At 39.5% G+C, this 18,480-nt stretch carries 15 protein-coding genes; 12 read left to right on the top strand and 3 right to left on the bottom strand.

The features are described from left to right. The first annotated feature begins 27 nt into the window (after positions 1–27). Complete coding sequence (locus tag LEP1GSC203_RS13400; RefSeq protein ID WP_232225893.1) at positions 28–717, top strand: LIC_11490 family protein; 690 nt, start codon at positions 28–30, stop codon at positions 715–717. A gap of 82 nt (positions 718–799) precedes the next feature. On the opposite strand, the gene LEP1GSC203_RS13395 is transcribed toward LEP1GSC203_RS13400, so the two are convergent. The 3 genes from LEP1GSC203_RS13395 to LEP1GSC203_RS13385 are packed head-to-tail and all read right to left on the bottom strand — an operon-like array spanning position 800 to position 4,995. Beyond that, entirely contained in the window at positions 800–2,245 is a 1,446-nt protein-coding gene (locus LEP1GSC203_RS13395) for a gamma-aminobutyraldehyde dehydrogenase (protein ID WP_002974707.1), read from the bottom strand. Positions 2,246–2,251: 6 nt separating this feature from the next. Next, positions 2,252–3,541, bottom strand: a complete 1,290-nt coding sequence (gene gabT, locus LEP1GSC203_RS13390) for a 4-aminobutyrate--2-oxoglutarate transaminase (protein ID WP_002974597.1) — start codon at positions 3,539–3,541, stop codon at positions 2,252–2,254. Further along, complete coding sequence (locus LEP1GSC203_RS13385; protein ID WP_002974718.1) at positions 3,538–4,995, bottom strand: NAD-dependent succinate-semialdehyde dehydrogenase; 1,458 nt, start codon at positions 4,993–4,995, stop codon at positions 3,538–3,540. Before LEP1GSC203_RS13385 ends, gabT begins: the two co-directional genes overlap by 4 nt. A 139-nt stretch (positions 4,996–5,134) precedes the next feature. On the opposite strand from LEP1GSC203_RS13385, the gene LEP1GSC203_RS13380 reads away from it, so the two are divergent. From LEP1GSC203_RS13380 to LEP1GSC203_RS13330, 11 genes are all read left to right on the top strand, one after another. Continuing rightward, positions 5,135–6,304, top strand: a complete 1,170-nt coding sequence (locus tag LEP1GSC203_RS13380) for an ABC transporter substrate-binding protein (protein WP_002974735.1) — start codon at positions 5,135–5,137, stop codon at positions 6,302–6,304. 34 nt (positions 6,305–6,338) lie between these two features. After that, a complete protein-coding gene (locus tag LEP1GSC203_RS13375; RefSeq protein WP_002974681.1) occupies positions 6,339–7,364 on the top strand; it encodes an ABC transporter ATP-binding protein in 1,026 nt (341 codons plus the stop codon). A gap of 10 nt (positions 7,365–7,374) precedes the next feature. Beyond that, the gene (locus LEP1GSC203_RS13370; protein ID WP_002974648.1) at positions 7,375–8,292 is read left to right on the top strand and encodes an ABC transporter permease; all 918 of its coding nucleotides are present in this window, start codon (positions 7,375–7,377) and stop codon (positions 8,290–8,292) included. Beyond that, positions 8,282–9,085, top strand: a complete 804-nt coding sequence (locus LEP1GSC203_RS13365) for an ABC transporter permease (RefSeq protein ID WP_002974715.1) — start codon at positions 8,282–8,284, stop codon at positions 9,083–9,085. The genes LEP1GSC203_RS13370 and LEP1GSC203_RS13365 overlap by 11 nt, the downstream gene beginning before the upstream one ends. 129 nt (positions 9,086–9,214) lie before the next feature. Beyond that, positions 9,215–9,646 carry a universal stress protein gene (locus tag LEP1GSC203_RS13360; RefSeq protein WP_002974710.1) on the top strand — a complete coding sequence of 144 codons (432 nt, stop codon included), beginning with the start codon at positions 9,215–9,217 and terminating at the stop codon, positions 9,644–9,646. Between the two features lie 102 nt (positions 9,647–9,748). Further along, a complete protein-coding gene (locus LEP1GSC203_RS13355) occupies positions 9,749–11,008 on the top strand; it encodes an AfsA-related hotdog domain-containing protein (RefSeq protein ID WP_002974633.1) in 1,260 nt (419 codons plus the stop codon). Then, a complete protein-coding gene (locus tag LEP1GSC203_RS13350) occupies positions 11,005–11,769 on the top strand; it encodes an SDR family NAD(P)-dependent oxidoreductase (RefSeq protein ID WP_002974630.1) in 765 nt (254 codons plus the stop codon). Before LEP1GSC203_RS13355 ends, LEP1GSC203_RS13350 begins: the two co-directional genes overlap by 4 nt. A gap of 9 nt (positions 11,770–11,778) precedes the next feature. Continuing rightward, complete coding sequence (locus LEP1GSC203_RS13345; protein ID WP_002974601.1) at positions 11,779–17,493, top strand: AAA family ATPase; 5,715 nt, start codon at positions 11,779–11,781, stop codon at positions 17,491–17,493. Between the two features lie 8 nt (positions 17,494–17,501). Next, on the top strand, positions 17,502–17,885 hold the full coding sequence (acpS, locus tag LEP1GSC203_RS13340) for a holo-ACP synthase (protein WP_002974567.1): 384 nt from the start codon (positions 17,502–17,504) through the stop codon (positions 17,883–17,885). Next, a complete protein-coding gene (locus LEP1GSC203_RS13335) occupies positions 17,885–18,106 on the top strand; it encodes a hypothetical protein (protein WP_039938066.1) in 222 nt (73 codons plus the stop codon). The genes acpS and LEP1GSC203_RS13335 overlap by 1 nt, the downstream gene beginning before the upstream one ends. A gap of 5 nt (positions 18,107–18,111) precedes the next feature. After that, the gene (locus LEP1GSC203_RS13330; protein WP_002974586.1) at positions 18,112–18,480 is read left to right on the top strand and encodes a bactofilin family protein; all 369 of its coding nucleotides are present in this window, start codon (positions 18,112–18,114) and stop codon (positions 18,478–18,480) included.

Below are 18,480 nucleotides of genomic sequence, written 5' to 3'. Positions count from 1 at the left end.
TTTCCGAAACCCTTGTAAAGAAAAAATGTGATCAAGGGATTCGTCGTTTGGCAAGATAATATAGGTAGTATGTTGTTTGCTGCATTTGCTATGATTCTTGTGGGTGTCCTATGTTTTTTGTACGTAGCCCTATCCCCGCAGAAATCGAAACCTACGGCATACCAATCGCGAAAACCACAGACACAAAGCCAGTACAGAATGCCACAAGGTCCTTCGGTTTCACCCCAATTGGATGAACGAATCCGAAAGGAACGTGCGATTTCCGATGATCGCCACATTTCATATTCTCTGCCAGAAGAAGTGACACCTTCAGTGGTCCAAAAATCCGAAGTTTTGCTCCCCACAATGGATGGAAGTTTGGAACAAGAGCCACCAGCACCTAAAGAAAGTAGATTCCAAATTGAAGGTACTTTGTTTTTGGATTACTCCGGTAAACTTACGTTTGGTGAAGAGTCTTCTGATATTGATTCGATGGAAGACGGACTTAAAAATTTCAAAAGAATTGGTTCTGGGAGTTTACGAGAGGAAAATGGGAAATTTTTATTTCATTCGGGTAATGTCACTTATACCTATACCCCAGATGAATTAGAACAGGTGGTCCTTCATAACCAAGGGATTGTTTTTCTTTTGAAGGATACAAAGGCACCGAAACCCGTATTTTTTACAAAAGACATTGATACATTCAAAGATTTTTTAAAACAAGCAGCTTTAGTTTAGCCTTTAATACAATCACCATCGGAGGCACTTTGGGTCTGTTCCAAAGCGATCCATCCGACAGTTTTTATTTGGTAAAGAGGAACTAAACTCCACCCACCATTACATGTTTGGTGATTAAGTAGTCTCCTACGGACTCAATCGATAAATCTTTTCCAAATCCCGATTGTTTGAAACCACCGTGAGGAGTTTCGGAAGCCAGTGGTAAGTGGTCATTGACCCAAACTGTTCCGAATTCCAATTGTTTTGCAACTCGCATAGCACGTGCTACATCCTTTGTCCAAATGGAAGAAGCAAGTCCATAAGCTACATCGTTTGCGAGTTTGATACCTTCTTCCTCCTTTTCGTAAGCTTGGATGGTAAGTACTGGTCCAAAAATTTCATTTTGTACTACATCAAAGTTTTGTTTCACATCAGTGATGACTGTGGGTGCAAAAAAATATCCTTTACCAAGACCTTGGGGAATCACACCTCCGGTTAGGATTTTGGCCCCTTGTTTTTTGGCACGGTCCATAAAACCTAAAACTCTCTCGCGGTGGACGGCGGAAATCAGAGGACCCATTTCTGTTTTGTCGTTGAAAGGATCTCCTACGTTTACTGATTTCATAACATCCACAACAGCGTCGGTAATTTTTTTCTGTAAGGTTTTGGGAACAAGGATTCTTGTGGCTGCAGTACAATCTTGGCCTGAGTTGCAAGTAGCACCAAACGCAGCTTTTGTGGCAAAAAGATTGATGTCTACATCATCAAATACGAGTAGAGGTGCCTTCCCTCCAAGTTCCAAATGCACACGTTTTAAGGAATCGGAAGCAGACTTCATAATATTTTTTCCCGTTCCCGTAGAACCGGTAAGAGAAACCATTCGTACAAGAGGGTGGTCCACAATGGCTTGGCCTGTGGCATTGCCACCGGTAACAATATTGATCACTCCATCCGGGATTCCTGCTTTTTTTGTAAGTTCAGCTAACATGAGAGAGGTGATTGGAGTTCCTGGAGCTGGTTTTAATATGACGGTGCAACCAGCGGCAAGGGCTGGTCCAAATTTCCAAACTGCCATAAGAAGAGGGTAGTTCCAAGGAGCAATTTGCCCAATTACTCCTACAGGCTCTCGACGGAGGATGGATGTGTATCCTGGTTGGTATTCGTTTGCACGACTTCCATGTACATCGCGAGCCGCTGTGGCAAAAAAACGAATGTTATCGATAGCAAAGGGGATATCTCCCGCCAAACTCAAGTTTTTGTAAGGTTTTCCGGCATTTAACGATTCTGCTTTTGCAAATTCTTTGGTTTTTTCTTCTAAAAGATCAGCCAATTTCCAAAGTACTTTAGAGCGTTCTGCCGGTGTGATTCCAGACCATCTTCCATCATAAAAAGCTTTATGAGCTGCTTTGGCAGCTTTATCTACATCGGCCTTACTTGCATCTATGACTTTGGCAATTTTTTTACCGGTCGCTGGGTCTTCGATGTCCATAAGGCTTCCGCCGTTTGAGTTGGTCCATTTCCCATCAATCCAAAGTTTAAATTCTTTCATACTCGCTCAAATTTCCTTTAAAGATTTTGTTATGATAGAAAGTCCTTCTTTTACGATGGACTCTTCTGCGGTAATGGGAACAAGAATTCTTATCACGTTTCCATACACACCACAAGAGAGGAGGACAAGACCATGTTCTAATGCTTTGGTTGTGAGTTTTTTTGCTAAATCTGCTGATGGTTTGTTCGCATCACCATTTTCTACAAGTTCAAATGCCACCATACCACCTAACCCGCGTATTTCGCCAATATGAGGGTAAGATTTTTTGATTTCATTGAGTTCGGCGATTAACATTTTGCCGAGTTTGACTGACTTCTCTAAAATTCCTTCTTCTTCGATTAGATCCATCACCGCGATTCCTGCAGCGCAAGCCACGGGGTTTCCGGCATAGGTTCCACCCAGTCCCCCAGGTTCTACTGAGTCCATAATGGAAGTTTTTCCAATCACAGCAGAAAGTGGCATACCCGCTGCGAGTGATTTGGCTGTTGTGATGAGGTCTGGTTTGATTCCAGAATGTTCAATGGCAAAGAGTTTCCCTGTTCTTGCAAACCCAGACTGAACTTCATCGGCAATGAGTAGAATTCCATGTTCGTCACAAATGGCTCTTAGTTTTTTTAGAAAACTAGGAGAAGCAATGTAGAATCCACCTTCCCCTTGCACGGGTTCAATGGCAATGGCTGCTACACGAGAAGGATCAATGTCGGCCTTAAACAAATTGTTCAAAGCTTTGATGGAATCGTCTTCAGTGACACCATGATATTCCATAGGAAAAGGAATGTGATAAACATCACTTGCGAAAGGACCAAATCCTTTTTTATAAGGTACTACTTTCCCTGTGAGAGCAAGTGCCATCATTGTTCGTCCGTGAAACCCACCAAGAAAACTAATGATTCCTGGTCGTCCAGTAGCAGCCCTTGCGATTTTCACTGCATTTTCTAAGGCTTCTGCTCCTGAAGAAAAAAGAATGGTTTTGGCTCCACCTTCGATCGGTGACTTGGCATTTAGTTTTTCACAAAGGACGATATAAGGCTCATAAGGCATTATTTGAAAGGCAGTGTGTAAAACTTGGTCCACTTGTTTGTGGATAGCAGCAACGACTTTAGGATGGCAGTGCCCTGTATTTTGAACACCAATTCCACCACCGAAGTCGATAAATCGTTTTCCTTCAATGTCCCAAATTTCTGCATTTTTTGCTTTTTCGGCAAACACTGGATAGGCGGTTGTAACACCTCTCGGAACGTTTGCGAGTCTTCTTTCCCATAGAGTTTGGTTGGTTTGTTTTTGATTGCCCGTCATGTGATTCCTCCGAGGCAGAGATATTTGGTTACTGTATAATCATCGAGTCCGTATTTGGAACCTTCCCGTCCCATTCCGGAAAATTTTACGCCCCCAAACGGGACTTGTTCTGAAGAGATTAATCCTTCGTTAATTCCCACCATCCCGTATTCTAGTTGTTCGGCGACTCTAAAAAGCCTCGCCATATCCTTTGTATACAAATAAGAGGCGAGTCCAAAATCGGTATCATTTGCTAACTGAATGGCTTCTTCTTCAGTTTGAAAAGTTTGGATGCAAGACACAGGTCCAAATGTTTCTTCCTGGGTTACTACCATAGAAGAGTTGACTGGATAAAGGACCGTAGGCTGGAAAAAATTTCCACCGAGGGTATGTTCTTTTCCTCCAGTTAGAATTTTGGCACCTTTGGAGACTGCATCTTGGATATGTGATTTTACTTTTTCCAGGGCGGCATCGTTAATGAGCGGGCCTTGTTGGGCATTCGGTTCCATTCCATTGGCTACCACAAGTTCTTTAGCTTTTTCTGACAACTTCTTGGCGAACACATCGGCAACGGAGGTTTGGACAAGGAAACGGTTCACACAAACGCAAGTTTGTCCTGTGTTTCTATATTTAGAAAGCATGGCTCCTTTCACAGCTTCGTCAATGTCTGCATCTTCAAAAACAATGAAGGGTGCATTCCCACCTAACTCCAGTGAGAGTTTTTTTAAGGTGGCAGCTGATTTTTCCATAAGATAAATTCCAGTTTTTGTGGAACCTGTGAAACTCAGTTTACGAACTTCTTTACTTTCTAATATTGCTTTTCCAATGGCTATGGGATCCCCCACTAACACGTTCCATACTCCTTTGGGAAGTCCTGCTCTTTCAGCAAGAACGGCCATGGCGAGTGCAGAGTAGGGAGTGAGTTCTGCCGGTTTAGAAACAACAGTACAACCTGCTGCAAGTGCCGGTGCTACTTTTCTTGCAAGCATGGCTGCAGGAAAATTCCAAGGTGTGATGGTTCCTACCACACCGATTGGCTCTTTTAATACCAGGATTCTTGTATCTTTTCTGTGAGAAGGAATGATATCTCCATAAGAACGTTTTGCTTCTTCGCCAAACCATTCAATATAAGAAGCTGCATAAGCAATTTCACCTTTAGCTTCTGTTAGTGGCTTCCCTTGTTCTTGGGTCATGATGAGAGCTAAGTCTTCTTGGTTGTCCATCATCAGTTGGAACCATTTGCGTAAAATTCCGGCTCTTTCTTTTGCAGGCCTTGATTTCCAATCGGAAAGAGCAAGTTTGGCGGAACGAATCGCGTTCGCTGTATCTTTTTCTCCGGAGAGAGGGATGTTTCCAATCACCTCTCCGTTTGCGGGGTTATGTACTAAAATTTCTTTTTTATTTTCTGCAGGGCACCATACCCCACCAATGAAGTTTTCTTGTCGGAAAAGATCTTTGTCTTTGATGTATTTCATACGAAACCTGTGCTTTCATCGAAATAACAGCTACTAAAAATTCCTACCTTTTTTTTGAAAACCTAGGAAGTGGTTGCTTAATTTTGGGTTTTTGGTATCTAAATCACTGACATAAGTAAAACCAGGAGCACATAGGTTTATGAAATTCGATTCATACAAACGAGTGGTTTTTTCTGCAGCAGTTCTTGCGATCGCGTTTGCGGTTGCCTGCGGCAAAAAAGAAACAAAGGTTTCCGAAATCGGACAAGGCGAGGGAGAAGTTTCCATCGTAGCTTGGCCGGGGTACATTGAACGTGGTGAAACAGACAAAGGATACGACTGGGTCACTGAATTTGAAAAAAATAGTGGCTGTAAAGTCAATGTAAAAACTGCCGCTACATCTGATGAGATGGTAGCACTCATGAATGAAGGTGGGTTTGATCTTGTTACTGCATCTGGTGATGCTTCCCTTCGATTAGTTGCCGGTGGAAAGGTTCAAGAAATTAACACTGACCTTATCCCTAGTTGGAAAAATGTAGATTCTCGTTTGCAAAATGCTCCTTGGCATACAGTGGAAGGAAAACATTACGGTGTACCTTACCAATGGGGTCCAAACGTACTTATGTACAATACTAAAGTTTTCAAAAAAGCTCCCACTAGTTGGAATGTTGTTTTTGAAGAACAAGTATTGGCTGACGGAAAATCAAACAAAGGCCGAGTACAAGCGTTTGATGGTCCAATCTATATTGCAGATGCTGCTTTGTATTTAAAACAATCAAAACCAGAACTGGGAATCCAAGATCCTTATGAATTGGATGAAAAACAATACAATGCTGTCATTGAACTCTTAAAAAAACAAAGACAATTAGTTCCAAAGTATTGGCATGATGCAATGGTACAAGTGGATGACTTTAAAAAAGAAGGACTTGTTGCTTCTTCTACTTGGCCATTCCAAGTAAACCTTCTCGTAGGTGAAAAACAACCTGTAGCTTCTGTTGTTCCAAAAGAAGGTGCAACTGGTTGGGCAGACAGCACAATGTTACACAAAGATTCAAAACATGTGAACTGTGCATACAAATGGTTAGAACATTCACTTTCGCAAAAAGTTCAGGGTGACCTTGCTTCTTGGTTTGGATCAGTTCCTTCCGTTCCTTCTGCTTGTAAAGGAAATGCTCTTCTTGGGGACACTGGTTGTGCCATTAATGGTTTCAACAACTTCGAAAAAATCTCATTCTGGAGAACTCCAAAAGAAGATTGTTCCGGTGGAAGAAAATGTATACCTTACAAAAAATGGGCTGAAGATTATATTTCCATCATTGGAAGTAAATAATTCCTAACATCACATGAGTTCTGAAGGAGAGGGAATGGACCAAGTTTACGATGTTGAATTTCAAAATGTTACAAGGAAATTCGACCAATTTATAGCGGTGGATGATGTCTCCTTCGGGATAAAAAAAGGTGAATTCTTTTCGATGTTAGGCCCTTCTGGGTCAGGAAAAACAACCTGCCTCCGTATGGTGGCAGGATTTCAAGATACGACTTCGGGAAGGGTTCTTTTGGAAGGTGTTGATGTCACAGGCATCCCACCTTACAAAAGAAATGTGAATACCGTCTTTCAAGACTATGCATTATTCCCTCACATGACTGTAGCAGAAAATGTAGGTTATGGATTAAAAATTAAAAAACATACAACAAAGGAAATCAACCAAAGAGTAGCAGAAATGCTCTCTATGGTTCGCCTTCCCGATGTGGGAAATCGAAAACCATCAGAACTATCTGGTGGGCAAAGGCAAAGGATTGCACTCGCAAGAGCACTTATCAATCGCCCCGGAGTACTACTTCTCGACGAGCCGCTGGGTGCTCTTGATTTAAAACTCAGAGAAGAAATGCAATTGGAGCTCAAAGCTATCCAAAAAGAAGTGGGGATTACTTTTATCTTTGTCACTCATGACCAAGAGGAAGCACTTTCCATGTCAGATCGTATCGCTGTATTTAACAAAGGTAAGGTGGAACAGATCGCAACTCCAGAAGAGTTATACGATCGGCCTAAAACAGAATTTGTTGCTAACTTTGTTGGAACTTCCAATATTCTATCCTTGGAGGAAACCAATCGTCTGACTGGACAATCAGGGAAAGGAATGATACGCCCTGAACGAGTTCATGTCTTTGCAAATGCTAAAGAGGACAACCATTCCACTGGATATAGAACTTTCAAAGCAATTCTAAAAAGCCAAGTGTATTCGGGAGCCACTTCCAAAATGCATTTTGAAACACCGAATGGTTCTCGTATCATTGCTTCCACACAAAATCTTAAAATTTCTGCAGAACACATAGCGGTTGGATCAGAAGTGTTAGTGGGTTGGAAAGACTCTGACATGCACTTACTTTAAGGATTTGTAAATGACAACTACCTTTGATAAGTTTTTTACATTTCTTTTCTATCGAAAGGGACTTGCGATATTTTTGTTACTTGCGCCACTTCTTGTTTGGTTAGGCGTTGTATATCTGGGATCTCTCTTTACTCTTCTCATCCAAAGTTTTTTCTCTATTGATTCTTTCTCGGGAGTGATCAAACGAGAATTTACATTAGAATCCTATTATGATTTATTTCGCCAAAGGACAAATTGGGATATCATCATTCGTACCACAACAATGGCTTTTACTGTCACCGTTGTTAGTGCCATCATTGCCTTCCCGATTGCTTACTTTATGGCAATGTATGCGGGACCAAAACTAAAACCCATTCTTTATTTAGGAGTTATGTTGCCACTTTGGTCCAGTTATCTAGTGAAAGTTTATTCCTGGAAACTCATTATGGCAAAGGAAGGAATTCTTACATGGTGTTTGCAAGAACTTGGACTCATGCATCTTTTGGATGCAATTCTTGCACTTCCTGTAATCGGGGGGACTTCATTGTCTTTCTCCTACATTGGAATGTTTTTAGTTTTTGTTTATATTTGGCTTCCTTATATGATTCTTCCTATCCAAGCATCCTTGGAGCGGATACCTAAGTCTTTACTCGAAGCCTCTTCTGATTTAGGGGGAGGACCTGCTCAAACTTTTCGCAAAGTTGTATTGCCATTGGCATTTCCTGGAGTGGTGGCAGGTTCAATCTTCACCTTCTCGCTTACGTTAGGTGATTATATCATTCCAACCATCATTGGAAATTCTAGTTATTTTATTGGTATGGCAGTTTATACCCATCAGGGAACGGCAGGTAACATCCCGTTGGCGGCTGCATTTTCAGTAATTCCAATTATCATTATGATGGTCTATCTTATGATTGCCAAACGATTAGGAGCTTTCGATGCCCTCTAAATTGAATTTTGGTACCATCGGATTAAAACTGGCAACCATTCTTGGTTTTCTATTTATTCACATTCCTATTTTCATCATCATCATGTACGCCTTCTCTACAGATGAAAAAACATTCCAATTCCCTTTACCAGGATTCACTCTCAAATGGTTTGGAGTGGCATGGGAAAGAAATGATATTTGGGAAGCCATTATCTTATCGACGCAAGTGGCAACTATCTCCACGGTGATGGCAATTGTTCTTGGAACCTTGGCTTGCCTTGCGGTGTATAGGAGCAAATTTTTCGGAAGAGAAGTCATTTCCTTTTTAGTGATTTTGCCCATTGCTTTGCCAGGAATTGTAACGGGAATTTCCTTACGATCTGCCATGTCGCTTTTTGGAATCCCCTTTAGTACATGGACCATCGTGATCGCTCATGCAACATTTTGTATTGTTACCGTATACAACAATGTACTGGCACGACTTCGCAGAAGTTCACATTCTATGGTGGAAGCTTCCATGGATCTAGGTGCCAATCCTTGGCAAACGTTTCGATTTGTGATTTTGCCAAATATCGCCACCGCATTGTTAGCTGGTGGAATGTTGTCCTTTGCTTTGTCCTTCGATGAAGTAATTGTTACAACATTTACTGCCGGACAACAATCCACTGTTCCGATTTGGATGTTAACGGAATTCATTCGACCAAGACAAAGGCCTGTCACCAATGTAGTTGCCGTTTTTGTGATTCTTGTCACAACACTTCCGATACTTGTCGCTTATTATTTAACGAAAGAAGATGAGGGTGGGAAAAAGTAGTCCCACTCGTTTTATGGAACTTTTTGTCATTCACTGATCCAATTTGGAAATGGTTACTGTTTAGTAAATTTTGACATTTATCAATGGAATTTCACTTTCCGAATTCGTAGAAGGTGGTAGACTTTTGGTATGGAAAAATTGATTCAAAAGCTGATCATCCCTATCGATGGTTCACCTAGTTCTGCAAAAGCACTGGAATTTGCTTTAGCAATCGCAAAAGCAAGCAATGCAAAATGTTACGTTGTGGAAGTGGTTGAGGATTTTGGTCCGCTTCCTGGCTATTATGATGCCGCACCTGTAGGTAAGGATCGAGTGAAATGGATCTCCGAGCAACGTTTTGAAAAAATACATCCTATTTTAGATGAAACCACTGTGAAATGGGAACGTATCGTATTGGAAGGATATCCTGCTGAAGAAATATGCAAACTTGCTGAAAAAGAAAAAGCAGATTTGATCGTGATTGGAAGTCGGGGGCACGGAATTCTAGGAAGATTCATTATGGGTAGTGTGTCTGATCGAGTTGTTCATTATGCACCTTGTTCCGTAACGGTGGTTAGGTGAAACTGACATAAATTTGTCAATACGTTGTTAATTTAGTTGCGCTGAATTGTATCCTGTCGGAATCTACGGACTAATCCTAGAGTAGATTTCCGGTTGATACATATGAAGGTTTTTGAAAAAGAAGAACTCCCTGCAGTTTTACCTCTCGACAAACGATACACAAGAACATATTACCAAGACGATAGTTTCGTTTCAAACATACGAAGGGCACTTCCTCGAATGATAACAACGATTGTCATGGAAGAACATATCTTTCCTAAGCTGAATAAGGAAGAAATTGACTTTTTGCTACAATACTATGCAAAAAGACAAGATACTAGTGGGAATTATTACCAACTCAAAACAATTCCGTATCGTATTCGTAAAGAATCAGCAGAAAGAATTTTAGAAGAAGCTGGAGTCGATCAAACACAAAGAGATTTCATTAGTACTTTCTATCATTTTGATACAGAATTACAACAATACATTCTGAACGATAAAGTGACAGAATCAGATGAAATTAGAATCTTACAAATAATCAAACGTAGAGACTACTATGTTGGCAACGTAGAGAAGTCAATGATATCTGCAATCTTCGAGCCAATTGAAGAAATTCCGAAAAAAGATACTTTTTTTGCGAATCTTTTTGTCCCAGCAGATCATAAGTTTTTTTCCCCACCCAATCTTAAACATATTTCAGGAATGCAGATTGTGGAAGCTGCAAGACAATTCGGAATTGCTTGCAACCATATGTATGGAAAGGTTCCTTTCGAAGGTGTCACCTTTTTATTGTTATATTTAAACTCAGAATTTTTCCAATATGCCAAAATGAATATGCCGATCAAGTTGCGGGCCAAGGCAATTGAGACCAAAAATAGCAAATCTGGATATTGGAATTACTCAAAACTCGAAATTACGGCGTACCAGGAGAATCAAGAGATTACGAGAATCGAAATGGCTGCGAGTATCTTGCCTTTAAAAGTATACAAACGCTTAAAAAGCACACAGGAAGAAGTATATGAAATTGATCCAAGATTTCGCATCTTAGATCAGTTTAAAAACAATATTTCTGTCAGGGAAAATGGACGAAATATTGTCTCTACAATTGAAAATATCTCTAGTTCTGGGTTTATGGTGCGCTGCTCAGGGATCCATCCCGGGGAATTGGCCGATAGCCAAAACCTCGAATTTTTTATGCATTTTGATATTGTCGGTTTCGTTCATGGAACTTGCATTTTATTATGGGTCAAAGAAGACGATAATAATGAGGACACCTTCTTTGCCGGATTTCGTTTTGAATCGATTTCTGAACTAGACAGGGCAAATGTAAAGGAAGCCATCAATCGGTATGGACGATTGATTGAAGAAAGGGAAATCCAATGAGTGGAAAAAAAGTAGCACTAGTGACTGGCGGTACCTCCGGACTCGGAAGGTCGATAGTTTTGGAATTTGCAAACGCTGGTTATGTGGTTGGATTTTGCGGAAGACGAAAACAAGAAGGGGAAGAAACCTTAGCACTTCTTGAGAAACAAGGTGGCAATGGAATCTTTGTTCGTTGTGATGTCACACAATCGGAAGCAGTTCATAATTTTGTTGAATCTGTTGTTACTAAATTTGGGTCCATCGATGTAGCCGTGAACAACGCAGGTATTTCTGGAGTATTGAAAGCTACAGCAGATTATCCATTAGATATTTTTGATTCTGTAATGGATGTAAATTTAAAAGGGACTTTTCTCTCAATGCAATTTGAACTTAAACAATTTTTAACTCAAGGGAAAGGCGGAGTCATTATCAATGTATCGTCGGCACTAGGCGTACGAGGGAAAGAAAAAGCGGGTCCTTATTCCATGACAAAACACGGAATCATTGGCCTCACAAAATCAGCTGCATTGGAATATGGATCCTCTGGAATTCGAGTGGTTGCTCTTTGTCCAGGTGGAATCCAAACGGAAATGGATGATGTATTTTATGCCAATGTCCCGAACCCAGAAGAAGTCAAAAAAGAAAGAATGAAATCATATGCTTTGGGTAGAATGGCGACTCCCGAAGAGGTTGCGAAAACTTGTGTTTGGTTGTCTACTGATGGGGCTGCTTTTATCACAGGAGCTGTGATACCGGTAGACGGTGGCAAAACAGCAAGATAAGGAATCGCATTGTTTAACGTAGGAAAATATAAAGCGATAAAAGAACTTCATTTAGGGAAAAGAAGTTCTGTTTATGCCGGAGAATCACAGTCCGGGAATCCTGTTGTGATCAAATTATTGAATCGCGATTATCCGGATAATCACGAAATCACTCGCTTTAAAAACGAATTTGAAATACTCAGAACCATTGATTCAGTTTATACCTTAAGGCCTTTAGAGTTAGAGTCTTACCAAAACACCGTTGCAATTATTTTCCCAAACGTTGCTTATACTGATCTCGCTAAACTACAGTTAAGTGGAAAATATAGTAATATTGCTACTTTTTTGAGTATAGCAATTGAAGTATGTCGTGCCCTTGCAGACATTCATAAAGCTAAAATTGTTCACAATGATATCAAAGCCCAAAATATAATTTATAATCCAGATACTGGTGCGCTAAAAATAATAGACTTTGGTTCAGCAACACTTCTCACCCATAGAAGTTTTTATCTCCCGATGAACCAGAACTTAACTGGGACACTTGCACACATTTCTCCAGAACAAACTGGCCGAATGAACCGCACTGTGGATTATAGAACCGATTTTTATTCGTTTGGTGTCACCTTATATCAGTTAATTACCGGAGACCTTCCGTTTTTATATACAGATAGTTTGGAAATGGTTCATGCCCATTTGGCGAAGACCCCTCTTTCACCAAAAGAAAGGAGTGGTGCACCAAAGATTGTTTCAGATTTGATCATGAAGTTATTGGAAAAAAATCCAGAAGATCGGTACCAAACAGCGACCGGTTTACTTTCTGATCTTTCTGCCATTCAATCTGTTCTATTGGAAAATGGACGTGTTGCATTGGATCAGTTCCAAATGGAACTCGCAAAAAATGATAAATCATCAAGGTTTCAAATTCCAAAGAAACTATACGGAAGAGAAACCCAACTCCAAATTTTTGAAGAAAAGTTTCTTGATGCTGCAGAAGGTAAAATAGAAATCTTTTTGATTTCTGGTCGATCCGGAATTGGAAAGTCGGCCCTCATTAATGAGATCCAAAAACCTGTGACGCGCGAGAAGGCTTACTTTACTTCTGGAAAGTTTGATTTATATAAAAAATCAATACCTTACCGCGCCATTAACTTAGCCTTACAAGGTCTTGTTCGACAATTATTGTCCGAAAGTGAATCTTCCGTAAAAGAATGGAAAACAGTCCTTTCCGATGCTTTGGGTGCAAATGCAAAACTAATCATTGATGTTGTACCTGAACTTTCACAACTGTTAGGTGAAAAGTCAGCTCCACCTGAACTTGATAGTTTGGAAACAGAAAATAGGTTCCATTTGGTTTTTAGAAAGTTTCTTAGAACCATCTGTACAAAAGAACATCCAGTCGTTTTATTTTTGGATGATATGCAATGGGCGGATTCTTCTAGTATATTGTTACTTAAGGAAGTATTGACAGATCCAGAAATTACTCATTTCTTTATCATCTTATCTTATCGTGACAATGAAGTTTTACCAACAGATCCATTCTATAGGTTGCTGGAAGAGTTGCGTGAAATTCAGGTGCCCATTAGCGAAATTCGTTTAGAACCACTTCGCGAACGTGATGTAGCTTTACTCGTTTCAGAAACTTTAGCAGTTGCAGAATCAGAGATTCGACCGATTGCGGAAGTTCTTTGGAAAAAAACAAAAGGGAATCCATTCCATGTGAATGAGATGTTTAAAAACCTTTATGAAAGGTCTTACATCTATTTTGCAGATGACCATTGGTCATGGGATAAAGATAAAATTGATTCAGTTAATATTTCCGACAACGTTATCGATTTAATTATCGATAAAATTAATCTTCAATCCGCAGAGTTAATTGATGCATTGAAATTAACGGCATGTATCGGTAACTGGTTTCGTCATGATATTTATGCCACAATAGCGGAGAGGCCATTTCATAAAGCATCTATGGATTTGGTTGCCCTTGCCAACGAAGAATTTTTGATTTTAGGCATGGAGGATGCAAACTTCACTCATGATAAAATACGAGAAGCAATATATAAGATCATTTCCCCCGAAGAAAAAGCAAAACTCCATTATAAAATAGGAAAAACCTACCTCTCTATTCTATACAAATATAAACTCGAAGATCATTTGTTTACCATTGTAAACCAATTGAATTTGGGTGCTTCCCAAATGAAAGGAAGTGAAGAGTTAGCAGAGTTACGAATTTTAAATGAAAAGGCTGGTTTTAAGGCCTTAAATTCTTCTGCTTATGATGCAGCATTTACCTTCTTCGACCGAATGGTCGGACTTATGAGGGATGATGAATGGAATACTGAATACGAAAATACATTGAAGCTACATTTAGCATACGCTAGTGCCGCTTATCTCTCAAAAAACTTTGAAGCAGCCGAAAAAAGTTTTAATTATATTTTAAGTTTTGTTCGCAACGATTTAGATAAAATTTTAGTATATGAGCTTCAGTCCTCAATGCTTGTGACTCAGAACAAGATGAAAGAGGTATTAGAAACACTCAAACAAGCGTTAAAACTTGTTGGAGTCAGGTTACCAAAAAAAGCGGGTCCTTTATCACCACTACGTGAAATCATAAAATTCAAATTTAAATTAGGGCGTAGTTCGATTGAAAGTTTGGAGCACCTACCAGTTTCTCATGATCCTAAATATCTTGCGATCATGCGGTTATTGAATGCATGTATTGCTCCCGCATTCCTAGCAGAGCCGAATTTATTTCCTGTGATCGTATTGAAGTTGGTCAACCATACATTGCGGTATGGTTTATGTGAGATCAGTGCTTTTGGATTTTGTGCGATGGGAATCATCCAAGGATCTGGTTTAGGGAATTATGATGATGGCCTTAAGTTTGGTCAGTTAGGAATGCGATTGTTGGATTCTTTAGATGCAAAAACATTCCGATGTCGTACATTGTTTATGTTCGCATGTATGATTGCTCCTTGGAAAAATCACGCACGAGATAGCCGTTCTATTTTTTGGGATAGTTTTCTTGCCGGAATGGAAACAGGAGACTTACAATATTCGTCTTACTCTTTAAATAACATTCATTTCCAAGGTTTATTGTTTCGTGAAAATTTAGAGGATCTGTATAAGAGTCAACTTCGGTATGATGCCTCTCTATTAAGTTTACGCCAAAACCATGCATACCAAGTGCATCGTTTAAATCTTCAGTTAGTGGAGAATATGAGAGGGGAGTCTGCAGACCCCATGAATTTAGAAGGCCGGTATTTTTCCGAAACAGAAACAGTAGCAGAATGGTTAGCAACCGGAAATGCAAATGCTCTATTTGATTATTATTTATGTAAGTTGCGAATTGAATACTTCTTAGGTGATAAAGAAAAAGCTTATGAATATTCAGTAAAATTGGATGGTTTAGAAGGAGCCATGTTTGGGATGATGTTTGTGCCTGAACATGTTTTTTTAGGAGCTCTTGTTGCTTTTGCATTAATTGTAGATAACAAAATACCTGCTGGAATTACAAAACCCGAACTAAAAAAACGATTGGTTAGATTTGAAAAGAGAATGAAGGTATGGGCGAAAAGTTCTCCAGACAACTTCGGCCATAAATATGAAATTATTTCAGCCTTATTATTGTATCTAGCAAATCAAAAAACACAAGCAGTGATTGCTTGTAAGGCTGCAATTTCTTCTGCACGTGAATCAAATTATATTTTAGAAGAAGCGATTGCGAATGAGTTTTTGGTTCGAATGTGGAAGGAAACTGGGTTTGAACAGTATAGTAACTTACATTTGGTGGAAGCTCATTATCGGTATGGAAAGTATGGTTTCTTATCAAAAGTAAAACAATTGGAATTGGATCATATTTCTTTGAAAAAATATATTGGTCGCAATTTTAGAACGGATTCTACTGATAGTCTTTCACTTTTTAGTACTACAAAAGATATTTTTGGCGATGTAGGTTCTACTTTAGATATCAACACAGTCATCAAGGCTTCACAAACGATATCAGGGGAAATTCAACTCAATCGTCTTTTGGAAAAAATGATGAAGATCCTGATTGAAAACGCAGGAGCTGAGAGAGGATATTTTATACTTAAATCCGATTCAGGTTGGCAAGTTTTGGCAGAATCGGAAGCAGAAAAAGAATCCGTTTTGGTGTATTCTGAATCTCCATTTGCTATTGATTTTTTAGAACCAGTTGCTTATGTGAATCAAAATAAAATACCTTCACAAATCATTGGTTATGTGGTAAGAACTGGTCTTGTTGTGATTTGTGGGGATGCAGCAAGAGAGGGTGATTTTAAAAATGACCCTTATGTAAAATCAACTCTACCTAAATCTTTGCTTTGTTACCCCATTTTAAGTCATGGGACTGTAGTTGGGATTGTTTATTTAGAAAACAATTTAACAACAGATGCATTTACCCCAGGTCGTGTGGAAATTCTTAAAATTTTATCTTCCCAAATTGCTGTTTCCATTGAAAACTCCTTACTTTATACCAATTTAGAGCAAAAAGTTGATGAAAGAACAAAAGAATTGAATTTTGCTTTAACGGAAGTTAAAGGTCTTAAGGAACAACAAGACGGAGACTATTTTTTAGCCTCTTTACTCATAGAACCATTAACTCAAAATCTTGCTACTTCATCGAATCTGAATATTAAGTTCCTTACAGAACAAAAGAAAAAGTTCTCTTATAAACAATGGACTTCTGAAATTGGTGGAGATCTATGTGTTTCTTCCTCTATCCAGTTACAGAATAAAAAATATATAGTTGTGTTGAATGGTGATGCGATGGGTAAGTCGATGCAAGGAGCGAGTGGTGCTCTTGTCATTGGATCGGTATTCGAAGCTATCATAAAAAGAAACGGACAATCGGAAGAAGTTCGAGATATCACACCAGAAAAATGGGTAAGTAACGCCTATATTGAATTACATAATACTCTAGTCACTTTTGACGGATCCATGCTTATCTCGATGTTTCTTTGTTTAATTGATGATGAAACAGGTTTCTTTTACTTTCTAAATGCAGAACATCCAAGGCCTGTAATTTACCGAAATGACAGAACATTTTTTTTGCCACATAACTATGTTTGTGCGAAGTTAGGACTACTCGCTTCTAAAAAAGCTCTCCAAATCAATACCTTCCAATTGGAAAAAGGTGATGTACTTTTGATTGGTTCTGATGGACGAGATGATATATTGATTGGGTCCGAAGTGGAAATGGAAGTCAATGAAGATGATGAATTATTCTTAAAAACTACTTTTGAAGGCCAAGGGGATTTGGAAGCAATACGTGATGCGATCAAAAGTCATGGGGAACTGATCGATGATTTGTCACTCATCCGCGTAGAATATACAGGAGAAGGATCACCTATCCATGTTCCAACAAACCATCCGAAACATTTTGTATATTTAAGGGCACTCACACTCTACAAACAGAAAAAATGGGCTGAAGTAGAACGTATGATTTCGGGTCATTTTGATTCGATCCATGATGCTCCACTGTCGGTTCAAAAAATATATTTGTACACAGAACATAGGATGTCGGTATTTCCTTTGGAATTTGCTGTCCAATACGTCCAAAAAAATCCTTCTGACAGCCTAACGCTTTTTTACATCGCAGAAGCATTGTATAAAAATGGAGACTTTTCTGCAGCTTTTGATTATTCCGAAAGAGTGCAGTTAAGACGCCCCTACCACAAAGAAAACAATATATTATTTGCTCGACTCTTAGAACTTCGGCGAAAATAAATCATCTTATGTTATCAGTCGGGAACGACATCGTTGAAAACCAAAGAATTCGGGAACTCCTGCAAAAACATGGAGACCGGTTCCTGAAGCGGGTTTTTACCGACGAAGAAGTGGAATACTGCCACAAACACAAAGACCCTGTCCCCTTCCTTGCTGGTCGGTTTGCTTGTAAAGAAGCCGTAATTAAGGCTCTGAACCTAAATCCGGGGGAAGTTGCTGACATGCGTGAGATTGAACTTGCGGGAACAAATTTTGGTAAAAAAACGCTAGTCATCCATGGGAAAACTGAGAAGTTTTTCCGAGAGAAAGGATTTACAAACAGTTCCGTATCCATCAGCCATGCTGACCATTACGCTACTGCGGTTGTCGTTTTCTATAAGGAGCCCAAATGATCATTAGTGATAAAATGAAGGCAGTATTGGTTCATTACAACCATGCCCTTTCACTCTACAAATCGCGAAAGTTTGCAGAAGCAAAAGAAGAGTTCAAAAAAGGATTAGCGATTCATCCACAAGATGGCCCCTCGAAACTATACATTGAAAGATGTGATGATTATATCGCAGATCCCCCACCAGAAGATTGGGATGGGGTATACAACATGAAAACAAAATAGGAACTATGTCAAAAAAAGAAATGCAAACAACCATCACCGAACACGGAGTCATTGCTACTATCCTCGGAAAAGAAACAGCATTTAGTGGAACGTTAGCGTTCAAAAAACCCTTACAAATTTCCGGTGATTTCACCGGTGAAATCATCTCTGATGGTTATTTAGTAATCAGCGAAGGTGCTAGGGTCAAAGCAAACATTAAAGCAGGTACTGTTGTTGTTGGTGGAACGATTATCGGAAATGTTACTGCTACACAAAGATTAGAAATGTTATCTACTGGAAAAGTCCAGGGAAACATTCGCACAGCAAAACTTCAAATTGCTGATGGAGTTGTATTTGACGGAAATTGTGAAATGCTAAGCAGCGAAGAGACTTAG

Origin of the sequence: Leptospira terpstrae serovar Hualin str. LT 11-33 = ATCC 700639 (genome assembly GCF_000332495.1) — a bacterium.
GTDB lineage: Bacteria > Spirochaetota > Leptospiria > Leptospirales > Leptospiraceae > Leptospira_A > Leptospira_A terpstrae.
This window is presented reverse-complemented; position numbering and strand designations above follow the sequence as displayed.